We start from the raw sequence: 20,149 nt of genomic DNA on the forward strand, positions 1-20,149 counted from the left end.
CCCGCCCATGACAGGCGGGGGGAATGTTACCGGCGCTGGCGTTTGCTCGCCCAGAAGGGCGGCACGTCACCGGCCATGATGCAGCCATAAGGCTCGATCATGTCGACCACATCGGCCAGCGCGTAGTCGCGGATCTGGTCAACAACCGCGCCCGCGCGCTTGTAGCTCGATGGTAGTTCGGACGCGTCCACCCCGCCGCAGTGGAAACGTACATCCAGCCCCTGCGTTTCAGCGGCCAGCGCCTGCGCGGGCGTTCTCTCGCCCATCCGGCGGCGATGCTCGGTGCGCGAGAAGTTGCGCCCCGCGCCATGCGGCGAGAAGCCCAGCCCATGCGCCGCATTGCGCCCCTTCACGACCAGCACCGGCTCGGCCATGTTCAAGGGCACCAGCGTCAGCCCCGTCGCATCTTCGGCATAGCTGTCCCATGCTGGGGTTGCCCCCTTGGCGTGGTAGAACATGTCGCCGCGCTTGAAGACGAAGTTGTGCTCGTTCCAGATGCGGTCGCCTGACGTGGCACGCGTAGCCTCGACCACGGCCTGATGCAGCGCATTGTGGTTGGCCTTGGTCCAGCGGCGCAGCAGTTGCAGTGCGTCCCAATAGGCAATGCCCTCGTCACTATCCGCCGGAATCCACGCGTTCTGCTTCAGCGTCGCAGGCGAAAGCACCTTGCGGAACCGCTCGGCCACCTGCATGCCTGCCTTGTACAGCAAACCGCCCGGCCCACGCGAGCCGTGATGCGTGACCATCGCCACGCGCCCTGTCGCCTTTGAGCGCCCGATGAACAGGAAATGGTTCCCGTCGCCCTGCGTGCCCATATGAGCCTGTGCTGCGTGCAGCATGCGCTGGCTGTCCAGGAACGGATTGGCGCGAAACGCATCCAGCAGATCGAGCGAAACTGTGAAGCGTTTGCCCTGCGTCCGCCCACCGGGGCCGAAATGCGTGATCGCCTGCGCGGCATCAAGTGCTGCTTTCGGGTCCACCTCACCCAGATCGGTCATCATCACCGAACAGCAGATATCGGCGGAATGCATGCCCGGATGGATCGCATTGCGCGCCGCCACCACGCCGCCAACAGGGATCGTGCCAACAGGCCCTGCCGGACAGGCATCGGGCATGATCGCGCCCGCCGTGACCGTGGGCGTGCGCATCACAGCGGCCATGGTTTCCAGAACCTTGGCGATATTGTCCTGCTCATCGCCATTCTCGGCGCGGATATTGATATGAAGGGCCACATCGCCTGCGTTTTGCAGCGCCAGCGGCTCGGGGTCAGGGGGTGGCAGATCAGCGGTCAGCATCGCGCGGATGTCGGCGAGGCAAAGCCCGCTGGCCTGCGCAGCCTTGGCGCGCTCCAGCAGGGCAGGAAATTGCGGGCCAGGCTTGTGGCCCCAGTCGATCAACTCTGTGCCTGTAACGGCAGTGTCAGGTATTGTGGCAGCGCTCGACATCTGGAGACTCCTTCTTTGTGCTCATCCAGATAAAAGGGCGCTCCACGCGACACAAGAAAAGCAAGAAAATCACGCAAATATATGATATTGTTTACATAAATCTTGAATTGCAGGAATTCGCCTCGTTCGCTACTATCCCATAGTAGCGTATTTTATAACTTTGGATAACACATCATGCGCAACGTGGTCATTGGCTTCCTCGGCACGCAACTCGATCGCGGCAAACGGCGCGGATGGAGGCCATCCGTCCAACTTTGCGCGCATGATGGTTTTGGCGTTGATCGGCTGGAATTGATCCATGATGGGCGTCATTACCATCTGGCCTGCCAAGTCGCGGCAGATATCGCACGCCTCTCATCTGAAACCGAAGTCAGGCTGGTCCAGATTGATCTGGCCGATCCGTGGGACTTCCAGGAAGTCTATGGCAAGCTCTATGATTTCGCGAAGGATTACGGCTTTGACGAGGATCGCGAGCGCTATCACATCCACCTGACCACCGGCACGCATGTGGCGCAGATCTGCTGGTTCCTGCTGACTGAAAGCCGTCACATCCCGGCGCGACTGATCCAGACCGGCCCGCCGCGCGATGACAAGACAGCCAATGGCACACTCGATATCATCGACCTTGATCTGGCGCGCTACAATGCCCTGCAACGCCGGTTCGAAGCGGCGGCGCGCGAACATTCCGCGCTGTTGCTTGGTGGCGTGGAAACGAAAAGCCCCGAGATGCTGGCGCTTGCTGCAGAACTTGATCTGATCATCAGCCATTCCGATGCGCCGATCACGCTTGTGGGCGAGGCTGGCACGGGCAAATCAGTCCTTGCCGCGCGGCTGCACGAGTTGAAGCTGATCCGCAGACGCGTGAAGGGACGGCTGGTTAGCGTGAATTGCGCCACACTGCGCGGAGATGCCGCCCTCGCGGCGCTTCTGGGCCAGCGGCGCGGCATGGCCAGGCAGGAGCGCGCGGGACTGCTGCGTGAGGCGGATGGCGGCGTGCTGCTTCTGGATCGTGTGGATGAACTCGCACCTGATCTTCAGGCAGCACTTGTGCAGGCCGTCGAGACTGGGCGCTATTTCCCTGTCGGATCGGATGCCGAGGTGACAAGCCGGTTCCATCTGATTGCAACGACAGCCGATGACCCAGCGGCAGCGGTTGCCGGCGGCGCGATGCGCCCGGAACTGGCCGCGCTGTTGTCACAATGGGCCCTGTACTTGCCGCCGCTGAGGGCACGGAAATGTGACATGCAGGCGCATGTGCTGGATCTGATTGGCCAAAGCGAGCATAATCTTGACCGCAAGACGGGATTCAATACGGATGCCCAAGACGCCTATCTGCGCTTCGCGACAAATCCCGCAACGCTCTGGCCCGGCAATTTACGGGACTTGCGCGCCTCGGTTCACCGCATGGCAACGTTGGCCGAACGCGGGCGCATCACCCTGCCGATGGTGCAGGCCGAGATCGCGCGCCTGCGAACGCAATGGGCTGTGTCCCAGTCTGATCCTGATGCAGCCCTCTTGGCGAAAGTACTGCCGGATCCCGACGCGTTCGACGAATTCGACCGCGCACAACTGGCCGCCGTACTGCGCGCCTGCCGCGAAAGCGCCAGTATTTCGGCAGCAGGAAGGCGGCTCTTCGCCGCTTCACGTCAGAGCAAGACCAGCCAGAATGATGCAGACAGGCTGCGCAAATACCTGGCGCGTTTCGGTCTGGATTGGGCGAAAGTCCAGATGGATTTGTAGAGGATGCTCAATCGCCATGCGACCCGCCTACAGCAGCTACGAAACGGCAGTTGATCGAAGGGTTGGGACTCTTCTTGCTCTAGCGACAACTCAGTGGGCAAATCGGGCGGGTGTCCGGCTTGCCCAGCATCGGCGCACTGCAAAATGGAAAATGCTGTGGGCCGCACGGATGGCCGGCTCGGTGATGCTGCGCCGCGGCATGAATGCAAGGCTGAAAGTCGGCAATGGGCCGAGTGTGTCGATGGTCGACCTCGAAGAGTCGGCGGGCCATGCTGCACTGCCGCAGGGCGGCTTGGAGACCTTTCCTTCCGCTCGATGCAATCGCTATGCTCGGTATGAGAAACATGTTTAAAGGTTTTTCATGTCCAGATATCTCGTCATAACCAATCGCGACTATCGCCTGCTTCTCTCGGCCAGCTCGGTCTCGAACCTCGGTGATGGAATCGCGATGGTCGCGCTGCCTTGGCTGGCGACCATGCTGACGAGCGACCCACTTCTGATCGCGGCGGTCGCCACTGCTCAGCGCCTGCCATGGCTTCTGTTCGCACTGCCAGCCGGGGTCTAGACCGACCGCGCGGATCGAAGGTTGCTGATGGTGCGCGCCGATCTGATACGGATGTCTTTGATGGCCCTTATACCAAGTCTCGCGAAATCTGACTCTTCTGAGGGTTTTGGGATTCCCAAATCTATGAAGATCTGACTCAATGGCGTCAGATTTTCTGGGGAGGGCCTCTCTATGGGCGCAGCGCTCGCGTTACGGACAGACTACGACGGCATGAAGTTGAGAGAACTTGCGCGAAAGACAAAGGATGCCAACCAAGCCCGCAGGCTTTTGGCGCTGGCGGAGATCTATGATGGCGGTCGGCGCAGCGATGCTGCTCGGATTGGTGGTGTTGGCCTACAAATTGTCCGTGACTGGGTGGAGCGGTTTAATGCCCGCGGGCCTGACGGCTTGATCAACGGCAAAGCTCCTGGTCAGCAGTCTAAGCTTAACGATGAGCAGCGCAGGGCGCTTGCTGCAATTGTTGAGAGCGGTCCGACCTTATCGGTCCATGGGGTCGTCCGCTGGCGCCTGAGTGATCTGAGGAAATGGATTGCAGACACATTTGGGATTTCACTTCACGAGACGTCGATAAGCCGGGAACTCAGGGCGCTTGGTTATGTCAAACTCACAGCACGCCCGCGCCATCACGCGCAAGATACAGCCGCACTGGAGGACTTTAAAAAAAAGGGTTTGCAGCCGCAGTAGCAAAGCTCCGCGCACGGCTCCTGCAAGGCACTGTGATCGAAGTCTGGTTCCAAGATGAAGCGCGTGTCGGCCAGAAAAACAAGATCACGCGCCGATGGGCGAAGCGCGGTACGCGACCTTCCGCCCCACATGATCAGCGCACGAGTTCAAGCTACATCTTTGGAGCGATTTGCCCAGCCCTCGGGAAAGCTGCAGGTCTTGTGCTGCCAGCGTGCAATACCGAAGCGATGGCCCTGCATCTTGCTGAAATCTCCCAAACTGTCGCACCCAAAGCACATGGGGCTGTGCTCGTGGATCAAGCCGCATGGCACATGACTGACAAGCTGGTCATTCCGGACAACATCACCATCATCCCGATCCCCGCAAAATGCCCAGAACTCAATCCAGTCGAAAACATCTGGCAATTCATGCGAGACAACTGGCTATCAAACCTCATCTTCGAAACCTATGAAGACATCGTAGATCATTGCTGCAAGGCTTGGAACAAATTGGTCAGCATGCCCGACACAATCACCTCCATTGGAACCCGCGACTGGGCTCAAGAGTTCTGATCAATGCTGATTGGTATTACCCTGCTGATGGTAGTATCTCATACCGCGTTGTCTGTCCCGCCGGGTTCCGGCAACGGGGCCATCCTGCCGCTGATACTTATCGCCTTTCTGTTCGGTTCTGCCGAAGTGATCCGCGACAACGCCGCCCAGAACGTCCTGCTCTCCATCGTCGCGCATAGCGATCTGGAGCGCGCCAATGGCCAAATGTGGAGCGCCGAGCAGGTCACCGGACAGTTCATCGGGCCGCCGGTAGCAGGGCTGCTAATCGCATCTTCAGTCGCGCTGCCGTTCGGAGTGGACGCCTCGATCTATGCCCTGTCCGCCGCGCTGATCTGGCTGATCGCCCTGCCGCCTCGGAAAACTACGGTCTCTGCCCGGTTTCTTCCTGCCCTGCTGGAAGGTTTGGGATGGATGCGACGCAATCCGCTGATCCTGCGTCTGGCAATCATGCTGGGTGCGATCAACGCCGTTTTCATAGGAGGCATGACGATCCTAGTGCTTTACGCGCAGGAAGTTCTGGCGCTGTCCGCGACGGGATACGGGGTGCTGCTGACTTTCGGCGCGATGGGAGGGGTGGCCGGTGGCCTGCTTGCCCCCGCTTTAGCTACGCGTCTTGGTATGAGGGGCAGCCTTCTGACCGCGCTCGGCATCTTTGCTATTGTTAATTTGCTGCTCGGTCTGTTCGGTTCACCGGCAGTGGCGGGCTTTGCCCTGTTTCTGCAAGCTGCGGCAGGGATGCTGTGGAATGTGGTGACGGTCAGCTACCGTCAACGCCTGATCCCCGACGATCTGCTGGGCCGGGTGAACTCAGTCTACAGGTTCTTCGGTTGGGGGGCGATGCCCTTCGGTGCCATGGGCGCGGGGGCGTTGGTAGCAGTGTTGACTCCGGTCATCGGGCGAAACGATGCACTTCACGCCCCATATCTGGTTGCCGCTGCTGTCTGTGGTCTGCTGATCGTATTTGCCGCTGCGCGTCTCCGGTTTGATACAGCTTGAGCTGTGATCCGATTGGTCGGTGGCTGGACGGCCGTCCGCAAGGTCCGCATCAGCGACATTCGGGGTACAAAATGCTGCGCAGTGCACGAGTACCGGTTCTGGGGAGCTGCGCCGCAGCATTGTGGTCGTCCTGATCGGCGACAATGGGCCGGTCGCTTGATCGTGTCACGACTCGCGAGCCCGTCAGTTGGGCCTTGTTTAGCGTGCCAAAGCCTGCGTGCGCCCCCAATGCCCCCTTGATATTCAATCCCATCGACATGACATGCCGCCCAAAGCATAATAAATGATGGGCACCCGCGACACTCGGATCATTATATGCGCAAGATCATACCACCCTCTAACCAAGTCCAGCTCGACCTTTTTTCACCGGATTGTTCGCCGTCAGAGCCCGTGACGCCCGCTGATACCATAGCCGCACACAAACCCGCTGCCGCCCCGTCGGTGCCACCCGAGGAGATGAGCGACGAGTGCTTGCTTACAGAGTTTCCAAGGGCGTCGGTGGCCGCCGTCTCGGCTCTGGGCGCTGAACTAATCAAACGGCGACCAGCGGGCTGGCAAGAGGCCGCCATCAAGCTGTGGTGCCGCTTTCGTGGCTTTGGGGGTGAGAGACCCATGGTTGAACAAGAGATCATCCTCACAATGGCGGTCGAAACCGCAGATCGATGCTTGCTGGACGCGATCATGGTCGAGGGGCAGATTCTGCCTTGCTTTGAGCCTTTCCTGGTCCGCGCGGCGGCAGCAAATGGGGCGGCGCTTCCAACGGAAATGGTAGAGGCTGGTCTGCGCAACAAACAGGCAGATGTGCGCTGTGCGGCCCTGCGTTTGGCAGTAATATCCGGTCTTGGGCGGGATGACATCTATGCAAGCCTAACGGACCCTGTACGCGAGGTCCGCCGAGCGGCAGCGATCACCCTTGCCGAGGCTGGAGAAGAAGCGGCACGCGATATGCTACTCTGCGAGATGCTGGTTCGGCCAAGTCGGCCCCTGCTTGAGGCTCTCAGCTTTGTCGCGAATGAGGATGTCATCATCCGGCTTGGGCAGCTCGGGCGTCAAAAACCCGAATGGTGCGAAGTCGTGATTGCTGTGCTGGATACCATTGATCACCCCAAGGTGGGAAAGGTTATCGCGAGCCTGATGAACTGATCAGTTTGCCATGCCGCTGTCGCGTAGCCCTGAAATCGGCTCTGCCTCAGTCTGGAGAGTACCGCAAAGTGTGGGGCAACAATCTTGAACCTACGGGTGGCCGCTGTGCGCAAAGCTTCAATTGTCTTTGAAATGGGTTGTGCGATTGCGCTGAAAATTTGACTGCCCCACACTTTACGGTGCTCTCGATGGTAAGGGTAATGCACGGTCACAAACTCCCCTATATGGGCAGAATGACCCTGAGATGGCCCGCTGGCAGTGCGAATACGACCATCTGACCTCGGACGAGGCCATCGAGGAGGGGATCATCGTGAACGAGTACACCTTCACGGAAGCCGGGCGCCGCTTCGGGTGAGACTGCGCTAGGTTCATTTGATCTTTACAATGAGGTCATATGGCCTATATTGAGGTCAATGGAGGATGCCATGTACGTTGCAGAGAAAACCCGGGAACCCGCACAGATCAACGCAGTCGCGCTGAAAGCCTATGCTCGTGTGGCCGATGCCTGGGGTCTCAGCCTCAAGGAAGCAGCTGGCCTTGCCGACATGTCAGAGAGCACCTGGAAGCGCGCCAAGAAGCCGGATTTCGCGGGGGAACTGACCAAGGATCAACTGCTGCGGCTCAGTGCGGTGATTGGCATCTACAAATCGCTCGAACTCTACTTCTCCGAGCCGCTCGCGCGAAGCTGGTTCACCCGACCGAACACAGGGCCGCTGTTCGGGGGTAGCCGTCCGGTTGACACCGCCATCGACGGGGGCTTGCCGCAAATTCTCGCGGTGCGGACCTATCTGGATGCGTTGCGTGGTGGGGCATGAAGCAGACCGAGGTTTCTGATCGCGGTCTCGTTCGTCTTCTGCCCGCTACCTACCACAAGCCGCCATCTTTGCGCGGTCTCATCGATACTGATGACGAGATGGAGATTCTGGCAGAGATTGAGGGCATGACCAGCGGCCGTCTTTTGGCCGAGCGCGGGCGTAACCCGCATCTGGACCCGCGCGAGCTTGCCTGGCAACGCCGCAGCCGCGATTTGCGCATCTATGGCGACAGTCATGTCAACGCCGCCTTCACTTACACCCGTGTCGGCGGAAACCGCTTCAACACCGATGATCGCGGCGCGTGGTATTGCGCATGGGATGTGATGGTGTCCGTCAGCGAAGTGGCCTGGCACCGCACGCGCGAACTCGGCTTTACCGGCAGCTTCCATGACAGCGCTCGCTATGTGGAATTGCTGGCAGATTTCATCGGCGTCTTCGACGACATGACCGACGAGCCGGGCCATCCCGCACTGCTTCGGGATCCGGCTGTCGGATATCCCGAGGGCCAAAGCCTGGCCCAGCAGCTCCGTCGGGCTGGATCACGGGGCCTCATCTACCCCTCAGTCCGGGCGCCTGCGCCGGGCGGGAATTGCTTGGTCTGCTTCGAGCCGCACGCGCTCCAGAACGTCCGGCCGGGCGTATCCTGGGATCTTGTTTGGGATGGGACGCCGCACTATTCGATTACGGCTGTTGGCTGACGAGTTACAGCGCATGCGCTTTTTGGGGGAGCACCGTAAAGTGTGGGGCAGTCAAATTTGCAGCGCAATCGCACCACCTATTTCAAAGACAACTGAAGCTTTACACACAGCGGCCATCCGTAGGTTCAAGATTGTTGCCCCACACTTTACGGTGCTCTCCAATATCGCCGCGCGGCACCGGCGCTGTCATGCGGCCTGTGCATTGCCTATGCAGAAACGGCATTAGACTTTCGCCACCCAACCGGGCTTGGCTGCGCCCACACCCGCGATGCAGCGGGGCAACCGAAACCCAGTGGGCCACCATGACCGAACACAACTTCTTTGCCAGCGTCGAACGTTTCATCGCCAATGCCACGCCGCATCTGCCGCTGCCTGACGGTCTGGCAGAACGGATCACCCAGTGCAACTCCACCTATACGGTGCGCTTCGGCGTCAAGCTGCGCGGGCGCATCCACAGCTTCGAGGGCTGGCGCTCGGTCCATTCGGAACATATCGAACCGGCCAAAGGCGGCATCCGCTACGCACCGGATGCAACGATGGACGAGGTCGAGGCGCTTGCCGCGCTGATGAGCCTGAAGTGCGCGCTGGTGAACGTGCCCTTCGGCGGCTCGAAGGGCGCGCTGAGGATCAATCCGGCGGACTGGAGCGAGGACGAACTGGAACGTATCACCCGCCGTTTCACGCAGGAACTGGCGCGGCGCGACCTGATCCACCCGGGCCGGAACGTGCCCGCGCCCGATATGGGAACGGGCGAGCGCGAGATGGCATGGATCGCGGATGAATACCGCAAGATGGGGCGCTCGGACGCGATAAACGTCAATGCCTGCGTCACCGGCAAGCCGGTCTCGCGTGGTGGGATCGAGGGCCGGATCGAAGCTACCGGACGAGGCGTGCAATATGCGATTCGCGCCTATCTGGACCATCCTGACATGCCGCCGGTGGCGGGACAAAAAAGCATCGCGGGGCTGTCCGTCGTGGTTCAGGGTTTTGGCAATGTCGGCTATCACGCCGCGAAGTTTCTGGCCGAGGACGGCGCGCGCATCACCGGCATTGTCGAATATGACGCGGCGATCTTCGACCCGGCGGGGCTGGATGTCGAGGCTATAGCACAGCACCGGCGCGAAAACGGCACAATCGGCGGTTTTGCGGGTGCGCAGAGCCTGCCCAGCCACGAGGGGCTGACCCATATGGCCGCCGATATCCTGATTCCCGCCGCCCGCGAAGCCGCCATCACCGAGCAGAACTGTGACGCGATGCGCTACGAACTAATTGTCGAGGCGGCGAACGGGCCGATCACGGCGGGGGCCGAGGCGCGGCTGCTGGCGCAGGGCGTGTGCATCCTACCCGACCTTTATGTGAATGCTGGTGGGGTCGTGGTGAGCTATTTCGAATGGGTCAAGAACATCACTCACCTACCATTCGGGCTGATGGAAAAGCGCCAGAAGCTCAGCGCCGGGGTGTCGATGATAAATGCACTCGAACAGGTGGCCGGGCGCACGCTGGCCGAAGACCTGCGCCACGAGATCGCGCGCGAGACGCAGGAAATCGACCTCGTGCGGTCGGGGCTCGAAGAGATCATGGCCCGCGCCTTCAATGAGATCGCCGCCCATTCGGTCAGCACGGCAGGCAACCTGCGCACCGCCGCCTATGCCGTTTCCATCGCCCGGATAGCCGACTACTATCGCGCAATCGGGTTGTAGAAGGGCAGGCCATGGATATTCGCTGGCTCGAAGATTTCCTCACACTAGTCGAGATGCGCAATTTCACGCGCGCGGCAGAGTTCCGCAACGTCTCGCAAGCTGCTTTCAGCCGACGGATCCAGTCGCTTGAACATTGGGTCGGAACGGCGCTGATCGTGAAAGGGGCAAGCCCAGTGCGGCTGACCGAGGCGGGCGCGCAGTTCCGCGAGGAAGCCGCCGCCTCGGTCGAACGCCTGCTGGGTGCGCGGGCCAAAATCCGTGGCAAGCAGTTCGAACTGATGAGTCAGGTGCGCATCGCCATTCCCAACGTTCTGGCGCGGTCGGATTTCAAAACCGTGCTGCGGATGTTGGGGGGCAAGGTGCGCTCGTCCTTCTCGGTCAGCGTCGGCAATACCCACGAGGTTACCGCGCGCTATCTGGCGGGCGATGCGGATATCCTGCTGTGCCACGACAGCCTCGCCCTGCCGAGCCCCGTCCATTCTGAGGCGCAGGAACGGCTGGTGGTGCGCCGCGATCTCTTTGCGCCCTATGCCGTGCTCGATCCGGCACGGCGTGCCGCTTTCGGCTTTCCCGGTACGCCACAAGCGCCCTTTCTCCTCGTCGCCTATTCGCACCGCGCCTATTTCATGCGGCTATTCGACCATATCCTCGAACGCGCCGAGGCCGAGCCAAGCTACAAGATCACCGTACAATGCGACATGTCGGACGTTCTCAAGGAGGTGATCGCGGAAGGCCACGGCGTGGGCTGGCTGCCCGCCTCTGCCGTCGATGCCGCCGCCGCCGCGCTGATCGGCCCGATTGGCGGTCGGGAATGGGCGCTAGATGTAGAAATCTGCGCCTATCGCCCGCGGCGTGCGCTTGCCCCCGAGGTCGAAGCGCTCTGGCGGGCGCTGAGTGCGGAGGCCACGCGCAACGGGGGCGCGCCATGACCGACGCGGAGAGGCTGCAACGTTTCCTTGTCCGGCTGTCGCGTTGCCCTTAACGAGGCTCTGCCTCAATCTATGTAGCGCAGCTATCCTGAAACTGAAAAATTCAGGAGGGATAGTCGCGATTGCGAAGAAGCAGTGGGCGGGCGTTGTTGCATGGACCCTACGGTTTCTGTTAGGAGGCCGCTTCCCTGATCGATTGGATAGCGTTGATGCCGCATAAATTCAATGCTGGCTGCCGGCACAAGTTCGAGAAGAAGCGGTACCGCATTACGAACTGGGCTGGCTATAACGAAAGCCTGCGTCGGCGGGGCGATGTAACAATTTGGCTAAGCCCCGAGGTTGAAGCTGCATGGTGTGCAGAGCGCCGCAAGACACGGGGTGGCCAGCCAGTTTATTCTGACCTGTCTATTGTGACCTGCCTGACACTTGGCATCGTTTACAACCAGCCGCTGCGCCAGACCGAAGGGTTTGTAGGCAGCCTTGTGAAGCTGATGGGGCTGGATTTGCTGGTGCCCGACTACTCGACCCTGTCACGTCGCGGGGCCGGTTTGATCTTGCCGATGAAAGCGCGCGCGTCGACGGATGGCCCTATCCACTTGGTGGTAGATAGCACGGGCCTGAAGATCTTTGGCGAAGGCGAGTGGCTGGAAAACAAGTACAAAACAAAGGCCAAACGCAAATCCTGGCGCAAGCTGCATCTTGGGCTGGACCTTGTCACCGGCGAGATTGCCTGCACGGATTTGACCACCGACAGTGTGGGTGATCCCACCGCCTTGCCAGAGCTTCTGGATCAGATTGACGGGGACGTGACCCGCTTCATCGCCGACGGCGCCTATGACGGCGCCTATGACGGCGACCCGACCAGCGACTTGCTCGTGAAGCTGTTTGGGGTTGATGTCGAGATCACTATTCCGCCTCTGTCGTGGTAACGCTATTGGCGAGACTCAAACGTGTTCGTCGCTTTTTTGACCGATTTGGTGATGTCAATCACGAGATATCCACAGGCTGTTGGGTGTGACCACCCCCCCCACCGAGGCCGCCGCCGTGGCTGTTGTCTATGCGATTCCGGTGTCGATCTATCTCTATCGTGACCTTACCTGGAGCACATTGTCCGACGTGATCTGGAAATCCGCCCAGATTGCAGGCGTGTTGATGCTGCTGATCTTCTTCGCGACCACGCTGGCAAGGCTCTGGACCTTTGAAGAAGTGCCGCAGCAGATCATGGCAGGCCTGCTGGCGATCAGCTCTGAGCCGATCATCCTGTTGCTGCTGATCAACCTGATGCTGATCATCATCGGAATGTTCATGGAAGATGTCTCGGGCATCCTGCTTGGCGCACCACTTTTGCTGCCGGTCGCAATACAGGCCGGCGTTGACCCGATCCAGTTCGCTGCGATCATGGGCGTCAATCTGGGCATGGGGCTGATCACGCCGCCCACTGCGCCGATCCTGTATTTTGCAGCACTTATCGGACGCGTGGGCATTGGCGGCATGCTGGCACCAACGCTTGTTTTCGTGCTGTTTGCCTATCTTCCGGTTGTGCTGATCACCACCTTCGTGCCCATTGTATCACTATGGCTTCCTACCATCGTTCTCGGAATCTAACTCACAGGAATATCTTCAGATGTCGATCACTCGCATGAACACCAAAACCCGCATGAGCAGCATTGTCATTCACAACGGAACTATATTCCTGTGCGGCCAGGTCGGCGCCGGATCGACAGTGACCGAGCAGACCCATGACTGCCTTGCGCGGATCGACGCGCTTCTGGCCCAGGCGGGATCATCCCGCGCGCATATCCTTCAGGCCATCATCTGGTTGCGCGACATGGCCGATTTCGACGAGATGAACGCGGTCTGGGATGCCTGGGTTCCCGCAGGTCATGCCCCTGCACGCGCCTGTGGCGAAGCGCGTATGGCAGCGCCGGAACTCAAGGTCGAGATCATCGTCACCGCCGCTGTTGCCGAACAGCCCAGCTGAGACACTGTAAGCGCATGATGCGCAGGTAACGGGACCAACAGCATCGGCGCATGCAAGGCCCGATGACACGCATGAATGACGGAGTGCAGATAGAAAAACAACTCGAACAGGTTCAAGGAATTCGGGTAATGCGCGTCATGGAAGTCCATCATAGTCACCACTCAACCAGCCCAGAGAAATCAACTTATGCATCGCAGCATCCTGCCGGGCTACCTGTCCGAAATATTTGCGACTGAAACATCTTCAGCGCGGTGATTTCGAGTTTGATCATCCGTCAGTCAAGAGATGATGGATGACTTTCTGCGAAGCCGCAGCGCCAGTGAAATGAAGGATGCTTCAGGCAGCATGACGCTACTAGGCAGGTCACCAAGTTTTGTCCACTACCGGAAAGGCAAAAATCCCAATAACTTCAAAATAATAGTCAATTTTATGGCATTTACCATTTTTGAAAGTCAGAAGTATCGAATTTACTGCATTTTGCTGGTGAAAGACAAAATCCTGATAGAAATATGACAGAGTCATGTATTCTGAGCCAACGGAGAAAACCCGACAAGAGAGGTAAAATGTCTGAAACATATTTGATTGCCTTTGACGGCAGTGCCGCAAGCGAGCGAGCGCTGGAGTTTGGGGCGGAGCGCGCGCATGCGTCAAAGGCGCGGCTGCTGCTTGCGCATGTGCTCGAATGGTCCCCATATTCCTTTCTAAGCGCCGAAGAAGTGGCCGAGCGGCACAAGCGGCGCACCGAGGAAGTGGGCCGCGCTGAAACCGTCATTCTGGAGCCTGTGCGCATAAAGCTGATCGAACAGGGGCTAAGAGTCGAAACTGTCGTGCGCTATGGACATGTGGCTGAGGTGCTGGGTGATTTGGCGACGGAATATAGCGCGACGCAGATCATTGTCGGGCGCTCCGGCGAGAAAGGGTTGCAAGCGCGGCTCTTTGGATCGGTGGCCGGCACTTTGGCGCAAGCCGCACTCGTCCCTTGCACGATTGTTCCGTAACGGGTTTCAGGAGATTTGATATGAAATATTCTTTTGCGGCTCTAGCCGCTGCCTCTGTGCTGGCCGCGCCGGCGCAGGCCTCGCTGGCCGAGCAGGTGGATGCGGTGTTTGCCGCGTCGACAACGTGGTTTGTCAATTTAATCTTTGCCAATCTGCCCGGAACCGGCGTGCCCTGGATCGTGGGCTGGCTGGTGGCCGGCGCGGTGGTGTTCACGCTGTATTTCGGCTTCATCCAGTTCCGCGCTTTTGGGCATGCCTTGCAGATCGTGCGCGGCAAATATTCCGACCCCAAGGATGCGGGCGAAGTCAGCCCGTTTCAGGCCCTGACCGCCGCACTTTCGGGTACTGTGGGTCTGGGTAATATAGCTGGAGTGGCCGTGGCCGTGTCCATTGGCGGCGCGGGGGCCACATTCTGGATGATCCTTGCGGGCTTATTGGGGATGGCATCCAAATTCACCGAATGTACGTTGGGTGTGAAATATCGCAATGAATACCCTGATGGCACGGTCTCTGGCGGCCCGATGTATTACATCAAGAAGGGTTTTGCAGAACGCGGCTTGCCGCTTGGCGGGTTCATGGCGGTAATGTTCTCGATCTTCTGTGTGCTGGGCTCGCTTGGCGGCGGGAACATGTTTCAGGCCAATCAGGCAGCGTCGCAGGTCAGTTCAGTTCTGGGCGTGCCTACATGGATCACAGGGTTGGTGCTGTCGGGGATCGTGTTTCTGGTCATCGTGGGCGGGATTAAATCTATTGCGCGGGTCACTGAAAAGGTGGTGCCCTTTATGGGCGGGGGCTATTTCATTGTCGGCATGGCGATTCTGATCCTGAACTGGGACATGATCGGTTGGGCCTTCAGCGAGATCATTCGCGGCGCTTTCACTGATAGCGGCATTGTCGGCGGGATGGTGGGCGCGATCATTCAGGGCTTCCGGCGCGCGGCGTTTTCCAACGAGGCCGGGATCGGGTCTGCGGCCATCGCCCATTCGGCGGTGCGCACCAAGGAGCCGATCAGCGAGGGGTTTGTCTCGTTGCTGGAGCCGTTCATCGACACGGTGATCATTTGCACCATGACGGCACTGGTGATCATCATCACGCAGCAACTGCTGATCGATGCGAATACGGGGATGTATATCCTAGGCGAAAATGGCCGGATCGCCAATGTCGACGGTGTGGGAGCCGGTGTGCCGTTGACTTCGGCGGCGTTCGGATCTGCCTTCGGATGGGCACCCTATGCGCTGGCGCTGGCAGTGTTCCTGTTCGCCTTCTCGACGATGATCACTTGGTCCTATTACGGGATGAAAGCCTGGACCTACATGTTCGGCGAGGGTGAGGGCAAGGAGCTGGCGTTCAAGCTTATCTTCTGCTTCTTCATCTTCGTGGGCGCGGTCACCAGTCTGGATGCCGTGATCGATTTCTCGGATGCGGCGCTCTTCTCAATGGCAATTTTCAACATCATCGCGCTGTATTTTCTGATGCCGATCGTAAAGCGCGAGTTAAACAGTTATCTGCAGCGGCTAAAATCTGGGCAGATCAAAGCGTATAAGTAAGGATGTAAAACCCTCTCGTAAGGTGCGTGCGAGAGCACGCACCTTATTTATGTCTCAAGTGAGGGACGTCGGGCTGATTGGAACGGTGAGGTATCATAAGGCGTGATTTTTATTTTCAGAAGTCCCATTCGGAAGTAGGCCCAACAGGCCCGAAGCTGTATATTTGACCGCTTCATAGAACAGATGGAAAAGGGCGCGACCATACTGGACAACGGCCACAGGCTCGGTCCAGGTGAAATCGCCGCCTGTGCCGGCGCCGGTGCGGGCACCGTCCATGTCCAGCGCAGGCTTCGGGTTGCACTTAGAGCGCCGCGCTTGAAACGTGAATCGATGGATTCCCTTTGAGGTTGATTTGTGATTCATGTTCCTTGGGAGGATGTCTTATGTCATCAGCATTGCCGTCAGCGCTTCGTGCGCGGTTTCAAGAGTGTATTGTATGCGCCGTCTGCGTCCCATTGATTTGAGGTCTTTCGCCATTTCTGTCTCGGGCCGATAAATCTCTGACTGATATTGTTGGAGGATGCTATGGCGGATGGAAGTGGATTCGATGGACGGCTGGGGCTCGTTGAGCCTGTTCGGGGCAACCGTCGTTGGCCAGATGATGTGAAAGCGCAGATTGTGGCAGAGAGTTTTCAACCTGGTGCGCGCGTTGTGGACGTTGCGAAACGCTATGACATTGTCCCACATCAGTTGTCAGATTGGCGGCGGATGGCGCGTGATGGCAAATTGGTTCTGCCTGCGGATGTCATGACAGCAGTCAGTGATGCAACCCTGTCAGCCGATAAGTCTGAGCCTGCATTTGTGCCATTGGAAGTTGCAATGACACGACAGGGCGCTGGCAGCATGTCAGGGTACGGTGAACGCGACGAGACGTGTGATGAGATAACGGTGACGATTGGATCTGATGTCATTATCCGCGTTCCGGCCAGTGCTGCTGTGGCGCGCGCGGCTGAATTGATCCGTTTGGTGCGGGGGGTGTCGTGATTGTTGCAGGCAGCGACTGCCGATTGTGATTGCGACAAAACCAGTGGACTTCCGTCGGGGACATGACGGTCTGGCCGCTACAGTCGTTCGATCATGCGGTTGTCGATCCAGCGGCCGCGCCCATCCATCGAAATCTTCACCTTTGCGTCTTTCAAAACGTCGGTGAAATCGGTGCTGGTGAACTGGCTGCCCTGGTCCGAATTGAAAATTTCGGGCGGGCCATAGGTGGCCAGTGCCTCCTTCAAGGCCTCGACGCAGAACCCGGCATCCATAGTATTGGACAGCCGCCAGCTCAGCACCTTGCGGCTGTGCCAGTCCATGATGGCGACCAGATACAAAAACCCGCGCTGCATGCGGATATAGGTAATGTCCGTACACCACACCTGGTTGGGACGCGTGATGGGCAGATCTTTTAGAAGATATGGATAAACCTTGTGTTCGGGGTTTTTCTTACTGGTCTTGGGTTCCTGATAGATCGGCACCAAACGCATGAGCCGCATCAGCCGTCTTGCGCGATGGCGGCCGCATTTGTGACCCTCTCTTTGCATATGACGCGCCATCTGCCGCGAGCCGTACCATGGCGTTTTCAGGAATTGCTCGTCGATGATCTTCATGAATTTCAGGTTTTCCGCGCTTTCACCGCAGGGCTGATAGTACAGCGTCGATCGGGCGAGCGACAGCAGTGTGCATTGCCGCCGGACACTCAGTTTGGGATGATCTTTCTTCACGGCTTTTTGCCTCCAGTCCCGAGAATGAGCCTGGAGGCATCCGCCAAAAAATCCCGTTCCACTACCAATTGGCCAATCTTGGCGTGCAGCTTCTCTACATCCTTGCCGGAAATCACTGGTTCACCAACCGGCTTGGCGTCAAACGACTGCGCCATCTTGGCAATTGCCGTGCGTTTCCAGCCGTTGATCATCGTCGGATGTACTTCATATTTCTTCGACAGCTCTGCCGTCGTCAACTCTTCACGGATCGCTTCCAAGGCAACCTTCGCCTTGAATTCTGCCGTGTAACGCTTCTGTTTCGCCATATCGATTGTTCGTCCTTCTTCAGTTGCCAGAGCTTAGCAACTGGTCCGAATTTCCGCGACCACCTCTGTACGAGGCTCTGTTCGAAGGTCTGGATTGGCGACAAATGGTGCCCAAACGGGTTGCTCCGCCGACTGCGGCAGGATAACTAATACACTGATTATAGTGTTATTTTGCTGGCCATTTCTGACGTTTCTTGGTAGAAATGGTCATGTCAAAACTACTCGATCTCAGCCGATTTCCTGACTTGCCGTCCGAGGTCATCAAGGCCCTCGAGACGCAGCAAGCAGCGCTCGAAAAGGCCCAGTTCGAGGTCACTGTTGAGCGTGCAGCACGTCTGCATCATCAGGCGGAAGCCGAAGAAAAAGGTGCGCTGGTTGTCACGTTGACCGCGCTGGTCGAGAAGCTGGAAAGTCAGGTGGCCGACTACCGGCGCACAAAATTCGGACCCAAATCCGAAAAGCTGACCCCTGATCAGCTGGAGCTGGCACTCGAAGATCAAGAGACCGCCATCGCCGAGACGCAGGCGGAAATCGAGGCTGTTCAGGCCGCGCTCGAGAAAAAATCCCAAAACAAGAGCAAGGCTCCGCGCAAACCACGCAAGCCTCGCGCCCTTCCAGAGGGCTTGCCCCGGGTCGAGCGCGTGATTGAACCCGACAGCATCGCGTGTCCATGTGGTTGCGGCGATATGGTCAAGATCGGAGAGGATCGCTCGGAGCGGCTGGATATCATTCCCGCCCAGTACCAAGTCATCGTCACCGTGCGTCCAAAGTATGCCTGCCCGAAAGGCCGCACGGGCGTGACCCAAGCCAAAGCTCCTGCGCATCTATTGGAAAACAGCTGGCCGACCGAAGCCTTGCTGGCCCATATCAGTGTAGCCAAATTCTGTGACTTCAACCCTTTGAACCGGCAATCCGTAGCAATGGCCCGCAATGGCGCCCCAATTGATCGCGCCGTCCTGTCAGATTGGATGGGACGCACAGGGGCACTGCTTGCCCCTGTGGTCGATCACATGGCGATGGTTCTGCTTAAGGGCAGCACGCGGCTTTACGTCGATGAAACAACAGCGCCAGTACTTGATCCTGGTCGCGGCCAAACCAAGACGGGATATTTCTGGGCCGTGCTGCGAGATGATCGTGGTTGGAGCGGATCATCCCCACCTGGTGTCGTGTTCCACTATCGACCCGGGCGAAAGGGGGAATACGCGGCAGAAATCCTCAACGGCTTCAACGGCACAATCCAGGTTGATGCCTATGGCGGGTATAGCGCATTGGCGACGCCCAAGCGGGTGGGTGGCAAGCCCTTGAAACTGGCCTATTGCTGGTCGCATGGGCGAAGAGCCTTGATTAAAGCCCAGCCGAAAGCGGGATCGCCCATCGTTGATGAGGCTCTGGTGCGAATTGCAGCCCTATATAAGATTGAGGCCGAAATCCGAGGGGCGCCACCCGAGCAGCGTAGGGCCGTCCGGCAGGATCAATCCCGTCCACTGGTCGATAAATTCTTTGCCTGGCTCAATGCCCAAGCCGGCCGGGTGTCGCGCAAGTCCGAACTGGGCAAGGCTCTGGCCTATATGCTCAGCCGACAGGATGGCTTTTGCCTCTTTCTCGAGGACGGTCATGTGGACATGGATTCCAACCTGGTCGAAAACGCGATCAGAACCCCCGCAATGACAAGGCGCAACACACTTTTTGCAGGTCACGATGACGGTGCCCGTTCTTGGGCGCGCTTCGCGAGCCTGATCGGAACTTGTCGCATGAATGGCGTCGAGCCATACGCCTATCTACATGACCTATACACAAAGCTGGCCAATGGGCATCTCGAAAAAGATATCGATGCTTTGATGCCATGGGCCTATGCTGCCGCCTCACAAAGGAGCTCGCCCGGGACTCCCTGACGAGCTCAAAAACGCGCCAACCCAAAGCATGTCAACCCGCGCGCATCGAAAAAAACAATGGGTCAGAAACGGCGCATACAGTGTATTGTAGAAGGATTGAGCGGTCGTGCCGCAGCAGCACGGCTGAAGTTGTCCGCCGCCACCGGTGTGCGATGGCAACGCAGGCTGCGGGAAACGGGTTCGATTGAGCCGGAGCCCCAAGGCCGTCCTCCTGGTCATGGGAAGCTGTCTTCTCATCAAGCGTTGCTGGAAGAATTGGTGGCGCAGGATGGTGATATCACTTTGCCAGAACTTGCCGGTGCATTGGAAGCTGCCACTGGCATTACCGCGCACGCGGCCTCCATCGGGCGGTTTCTGCGCAAGCTCGGATACACATATAAAAAAAGTCGCTGGTTGCCACCGAACGGTTGCGCGCTCATGTGAAGGAGCGGCGTAAGAACTGGTTCAG

20 protein-coding genes and 2 pseudogenes are annotated in these 20,149 nt (G+C 58.7%); 19 read left to right on the plus strand and 3 right to left on the minus strand.

Annotated features, from left to right (window positions below):
* Window positions 1-26 precede the first annotated feature (26 nt).
* Complete coding sequence (locus BD293_RS18855) at window positions 27-1,445, minus strand: RtcB family protein (RefSeq protein ID WP_142084967.1); 1,419 nt, start codon at window positions 1,443-1,445, stop codon at window positions 27-29.
* A 174-nt stretch (window positions 1,446-1,619) separates the two neighbouring features.
* Here BD293_RS18855 and BD293_RS18860 point away from each other — a divergent pair, with 174 nt between their 5' ends.
* From BD293_RS18860 to BD293_RS18935, 16 genes and pseudogenes are all read left to right on the plus strand, one after another.
* Window positions 1,620-3,185, plus strand: a complete 1,566-nt coding sequence (locus BD293_RS18860) for an RNA repair transcriptional activator RtcR family protein (protein WP_211841089.1) — start codon at window positions 1,620-1,622, stop codon at window positions 3,183-3,185.
* A 16-nt stretch (window positions 3,186-3,201) separates the two neighbouring features.
* Window positions 3,202-3,537 (plus strand): hypothetical protein, encoded by a 336-nt coding sequence (locus tag BD293_RS18865; RefSeq protein WP_142084970.1) that lies wholly within the window; start codon window positions 3,202-3,204, stop codon window positions 3,535-3,537.
* 9 nt (window positions 3,538-3,546) lie between these two features.
* The gene (locus tag BD293_RS18870) at window positions 3,547-3,750 is read left to right on the plus strand and encodes an MFS transporter (protein ID WP_246086396.1); all 204 of its coding nucleotides are present in this window, start codon (window positions 3,547-3,549) and stop codon (window positions 3,748-3,750) included.
* A gap of 171 nt (window positions 3,751-3,921) precedes the next feature.
* Window positions 3,922-4,985 (plus strand): IS630 family transposase gene (locus BD293_RS18875; RefSeq protein WP_142079576.1). Its coding sequence is split into 2 segments (ribosomal slippage): window positions 3,922-4,407 and window positions 4,410-4,985, totalling 1,062 coding nucleotides; the frame shifts between segments, so codons are not numbered across the junction.
* Window positions 4,986-4,988: 3 nt separating this feature from the next.
* Window positions 4,989-5,981, plus strand: coding sequence for an MFS transporter (locus BD293_RS18880; RefSeq protein ID WP_142084972.1), 993 nt, complete (start codon window positions 4,989-4,991; stop codon window positions 5,979-5,981).
* 612 nt (window positions 5,982-6,593) lie between these two features.
* Window positions 6,594-7,124, plus strand: a complete 531-nt coding sequence (locus BD293_RS18885) for a hypothetical protein (RefSeq protein WP_142084974.1) — start codon at window positions 6,594-6,596, stop codon at window positions 7,122-7,124.
* A 413-nt stretch (window positions 7,125-7,537) separates the two neighbouring features.
* Window positions 7,538-7,939 carry an MbcA/ParS/Xre antitoxin family protein gene (locus tag BD293_RS18890; protein ID WP_142084975.1) on the plus strand — a complete coding sequence of 134 codons (402 nt, stop codon included), beginning with the start codon at window positions 7,538-7,540 and terminating at the stop codon, window positions 7,937-7,939.
* Window positions 7,936-8,637, plus strand: coding sequence for an RES family NAD+ phosphorylase (locus BD293_RS18895; RefSeq protein ID WP_142084977.1), 702 nt, complete (start codon window positions 7,936-7,938; stop codon window positions 8,635-8,637). Before BD293_RS18890 ends, BD293_RS18895 begins: the two co-directional genes overlap by 4 nt.
* 302 nt (window positions 8,638-8,939) lie before the next feature.
* Complete coding sequence (locus tag BD293_RS18900) at window positions 8,940-10,337, plus strand: Glu/Leu/Phe/Val family dehydrogenase (RefSeq protein WP_142084979.1); 1,398 nt, start codon at window positions 8,940-8,942, stop codon at window positions 10,335-10,337.
* Between the two features lie 11 nt (window positions 10,338-10,348).
* Window positions 10,349-11,266, plus strand: a complete 918-nt coding sequence (locus tag BD293_RS18905) for a LysR family transcriptional regulator (RefSeq protein ID WP_142084981.1) — start codon at window positions 10,349-10,351, stop codon at window positions 11,264-11,266.
* Window positions 11,267-11,475: 209 nt separating this feature from the next.
* A pseudogene (locus BD293_RS18910) lies at window positions 11,476-12,183 on the plus strand (IS5 family transposase); the annotation flags it as partial.
* A 97-nt stretch (window positions 12,184-12,280) separates the two neighbouring features.
* Entirely contained in the window at window positions 12,281-12,871 is a 591-nt protein-coding gene (locus BD293_RS18915) for a TRAP transporter large permease subunit (protein WP_211841090.1), read from the plus strand.
* Between the two features lie 19 nt (window positions 12,872-12,890).
* Window positions 12,891-13,247 (plus strand): RidA family protein, encoded by a 357-nt coding sequence (locus tag BD293_RS18920; RefSeq protein WP_142084984.1) that lies wholly within the window; start codon window positions 12,891-12,893, stop codon window positions 13,245-13,247.
* Between the two features lie 285 nt (window positions 13,248-13,532).
* A complete protein-coding gene (locus BD293_RS18925) occupies window positions 13,533-13,760 on the plus strand; it encodes a hypothetical protein (protein WP_170207226.1) in 228 nt (75 codons plus the stop codon).
* A gap of 50 nt (window positions 13,761-13,810) precedes the next feature.
* Window positions 13,811-14,245, plus strand: coding sequence for a universal stress protein (locus tag BD293_RS18930; protein ID WP_142084988.1), 435 nt, complete (start codon window positions 13,811-13,813; stop codon window positions 14,243-14,245).
* A 20-nt stretch (window positions 14,246-14,265) separates the two neighbouring features.
* Complete coding sequence (locus BD293_RS18935; protein ID WP_142084990.1) at window positions 14,266-15,792, plus strand: alanine/glycine:cation symporter family protein; 1,527 nt, start codon at window positions 14,266-14,268, stop codon at window positions 15,790-15,792.
* A 93-nt stretch (window positions 15,793-15,885) separates the two neighbouring features.
* Here the strand turns inward: BD293_RS18935 and BD293_RS22810 are convergent, their stop codons facing one another.
* Window positions 15,886-16,155 carry a hypothetical protein gene (locus tag BD293_RS22810; protein ID WP_170207227.1) on the minus strand — a complete coding sequence of 90 codons (270 nt, stop codon included), beginning with the start codon at window positions 16,153-16,155 and terminating at the stop codon, window positions 15,886-15,888.
* 162 nt (window positions 16,156-16,317) lie between these two features.
* Here BD293_RS22810 and tnpA point away from each other — a divergent pair, with 162 nt between their 5' ends.
* Entirely contained in the window at window positions 16,318-16,776 is a 459-nt protein-coding gene (gene tnpA, locus BD293_RS18940; protein ID WP_142079748.1) for an IS66-like element accessory protein TnpA, read from the plus strand.
* 80 nt (window positions 16,777-16,856) lie between these two features.
* Here tnpA and BD293_RS18945 read toward each other — a convergent pair.
* Window positions 16,857-17,809: pseudogene (locus BD293_RS18945) on the minus strand (IS3 family transposase); the annotation flags it as partial.
* 209 nt (window positions 17,810-18,018) lie between these two features.
* On the opposite strand from BD293_RS18945, the gene tnpC reads away from it, so the two are divergent.
* Window positions 18,019-19,701, plus strand: a complete 1,683-nt coding sequence (gene tnpC / locus BD293_RS18955; protein ID WP_142079750.1) for an IS66 family transposase — start codon at window positions 18,019-18,021, stop codon at window positions 19,699-19,701.
* 57 nt (window positions 19,702-19,758) lie between these two features.
* Complete coding sequence (locus BD293_RS18960; protein ID WP_142084995.1) at window positions 19,759-20,124, plus strand: winged helix-turn-helix domain-containing protein; 366 nt, start codon at window positions 19,759-19,761, stop codon at window positions 20,122-20,124.
* The last annotated feature ends 25 nt before the right edge of the window (window positions 20,125-20,149 follow it).

Origin of the sequence: Roseinatronobacter monicus (assembly GCF_006716865.1) — a bacterium.
GTDB classification, from domain to species: Bacteria; Pseudomonadota; Alphaproteobacteria; order Rhodobacterales; family Rhodobacteraceae; genus Roseinatronobacter; species Roseinatronobacter monicus.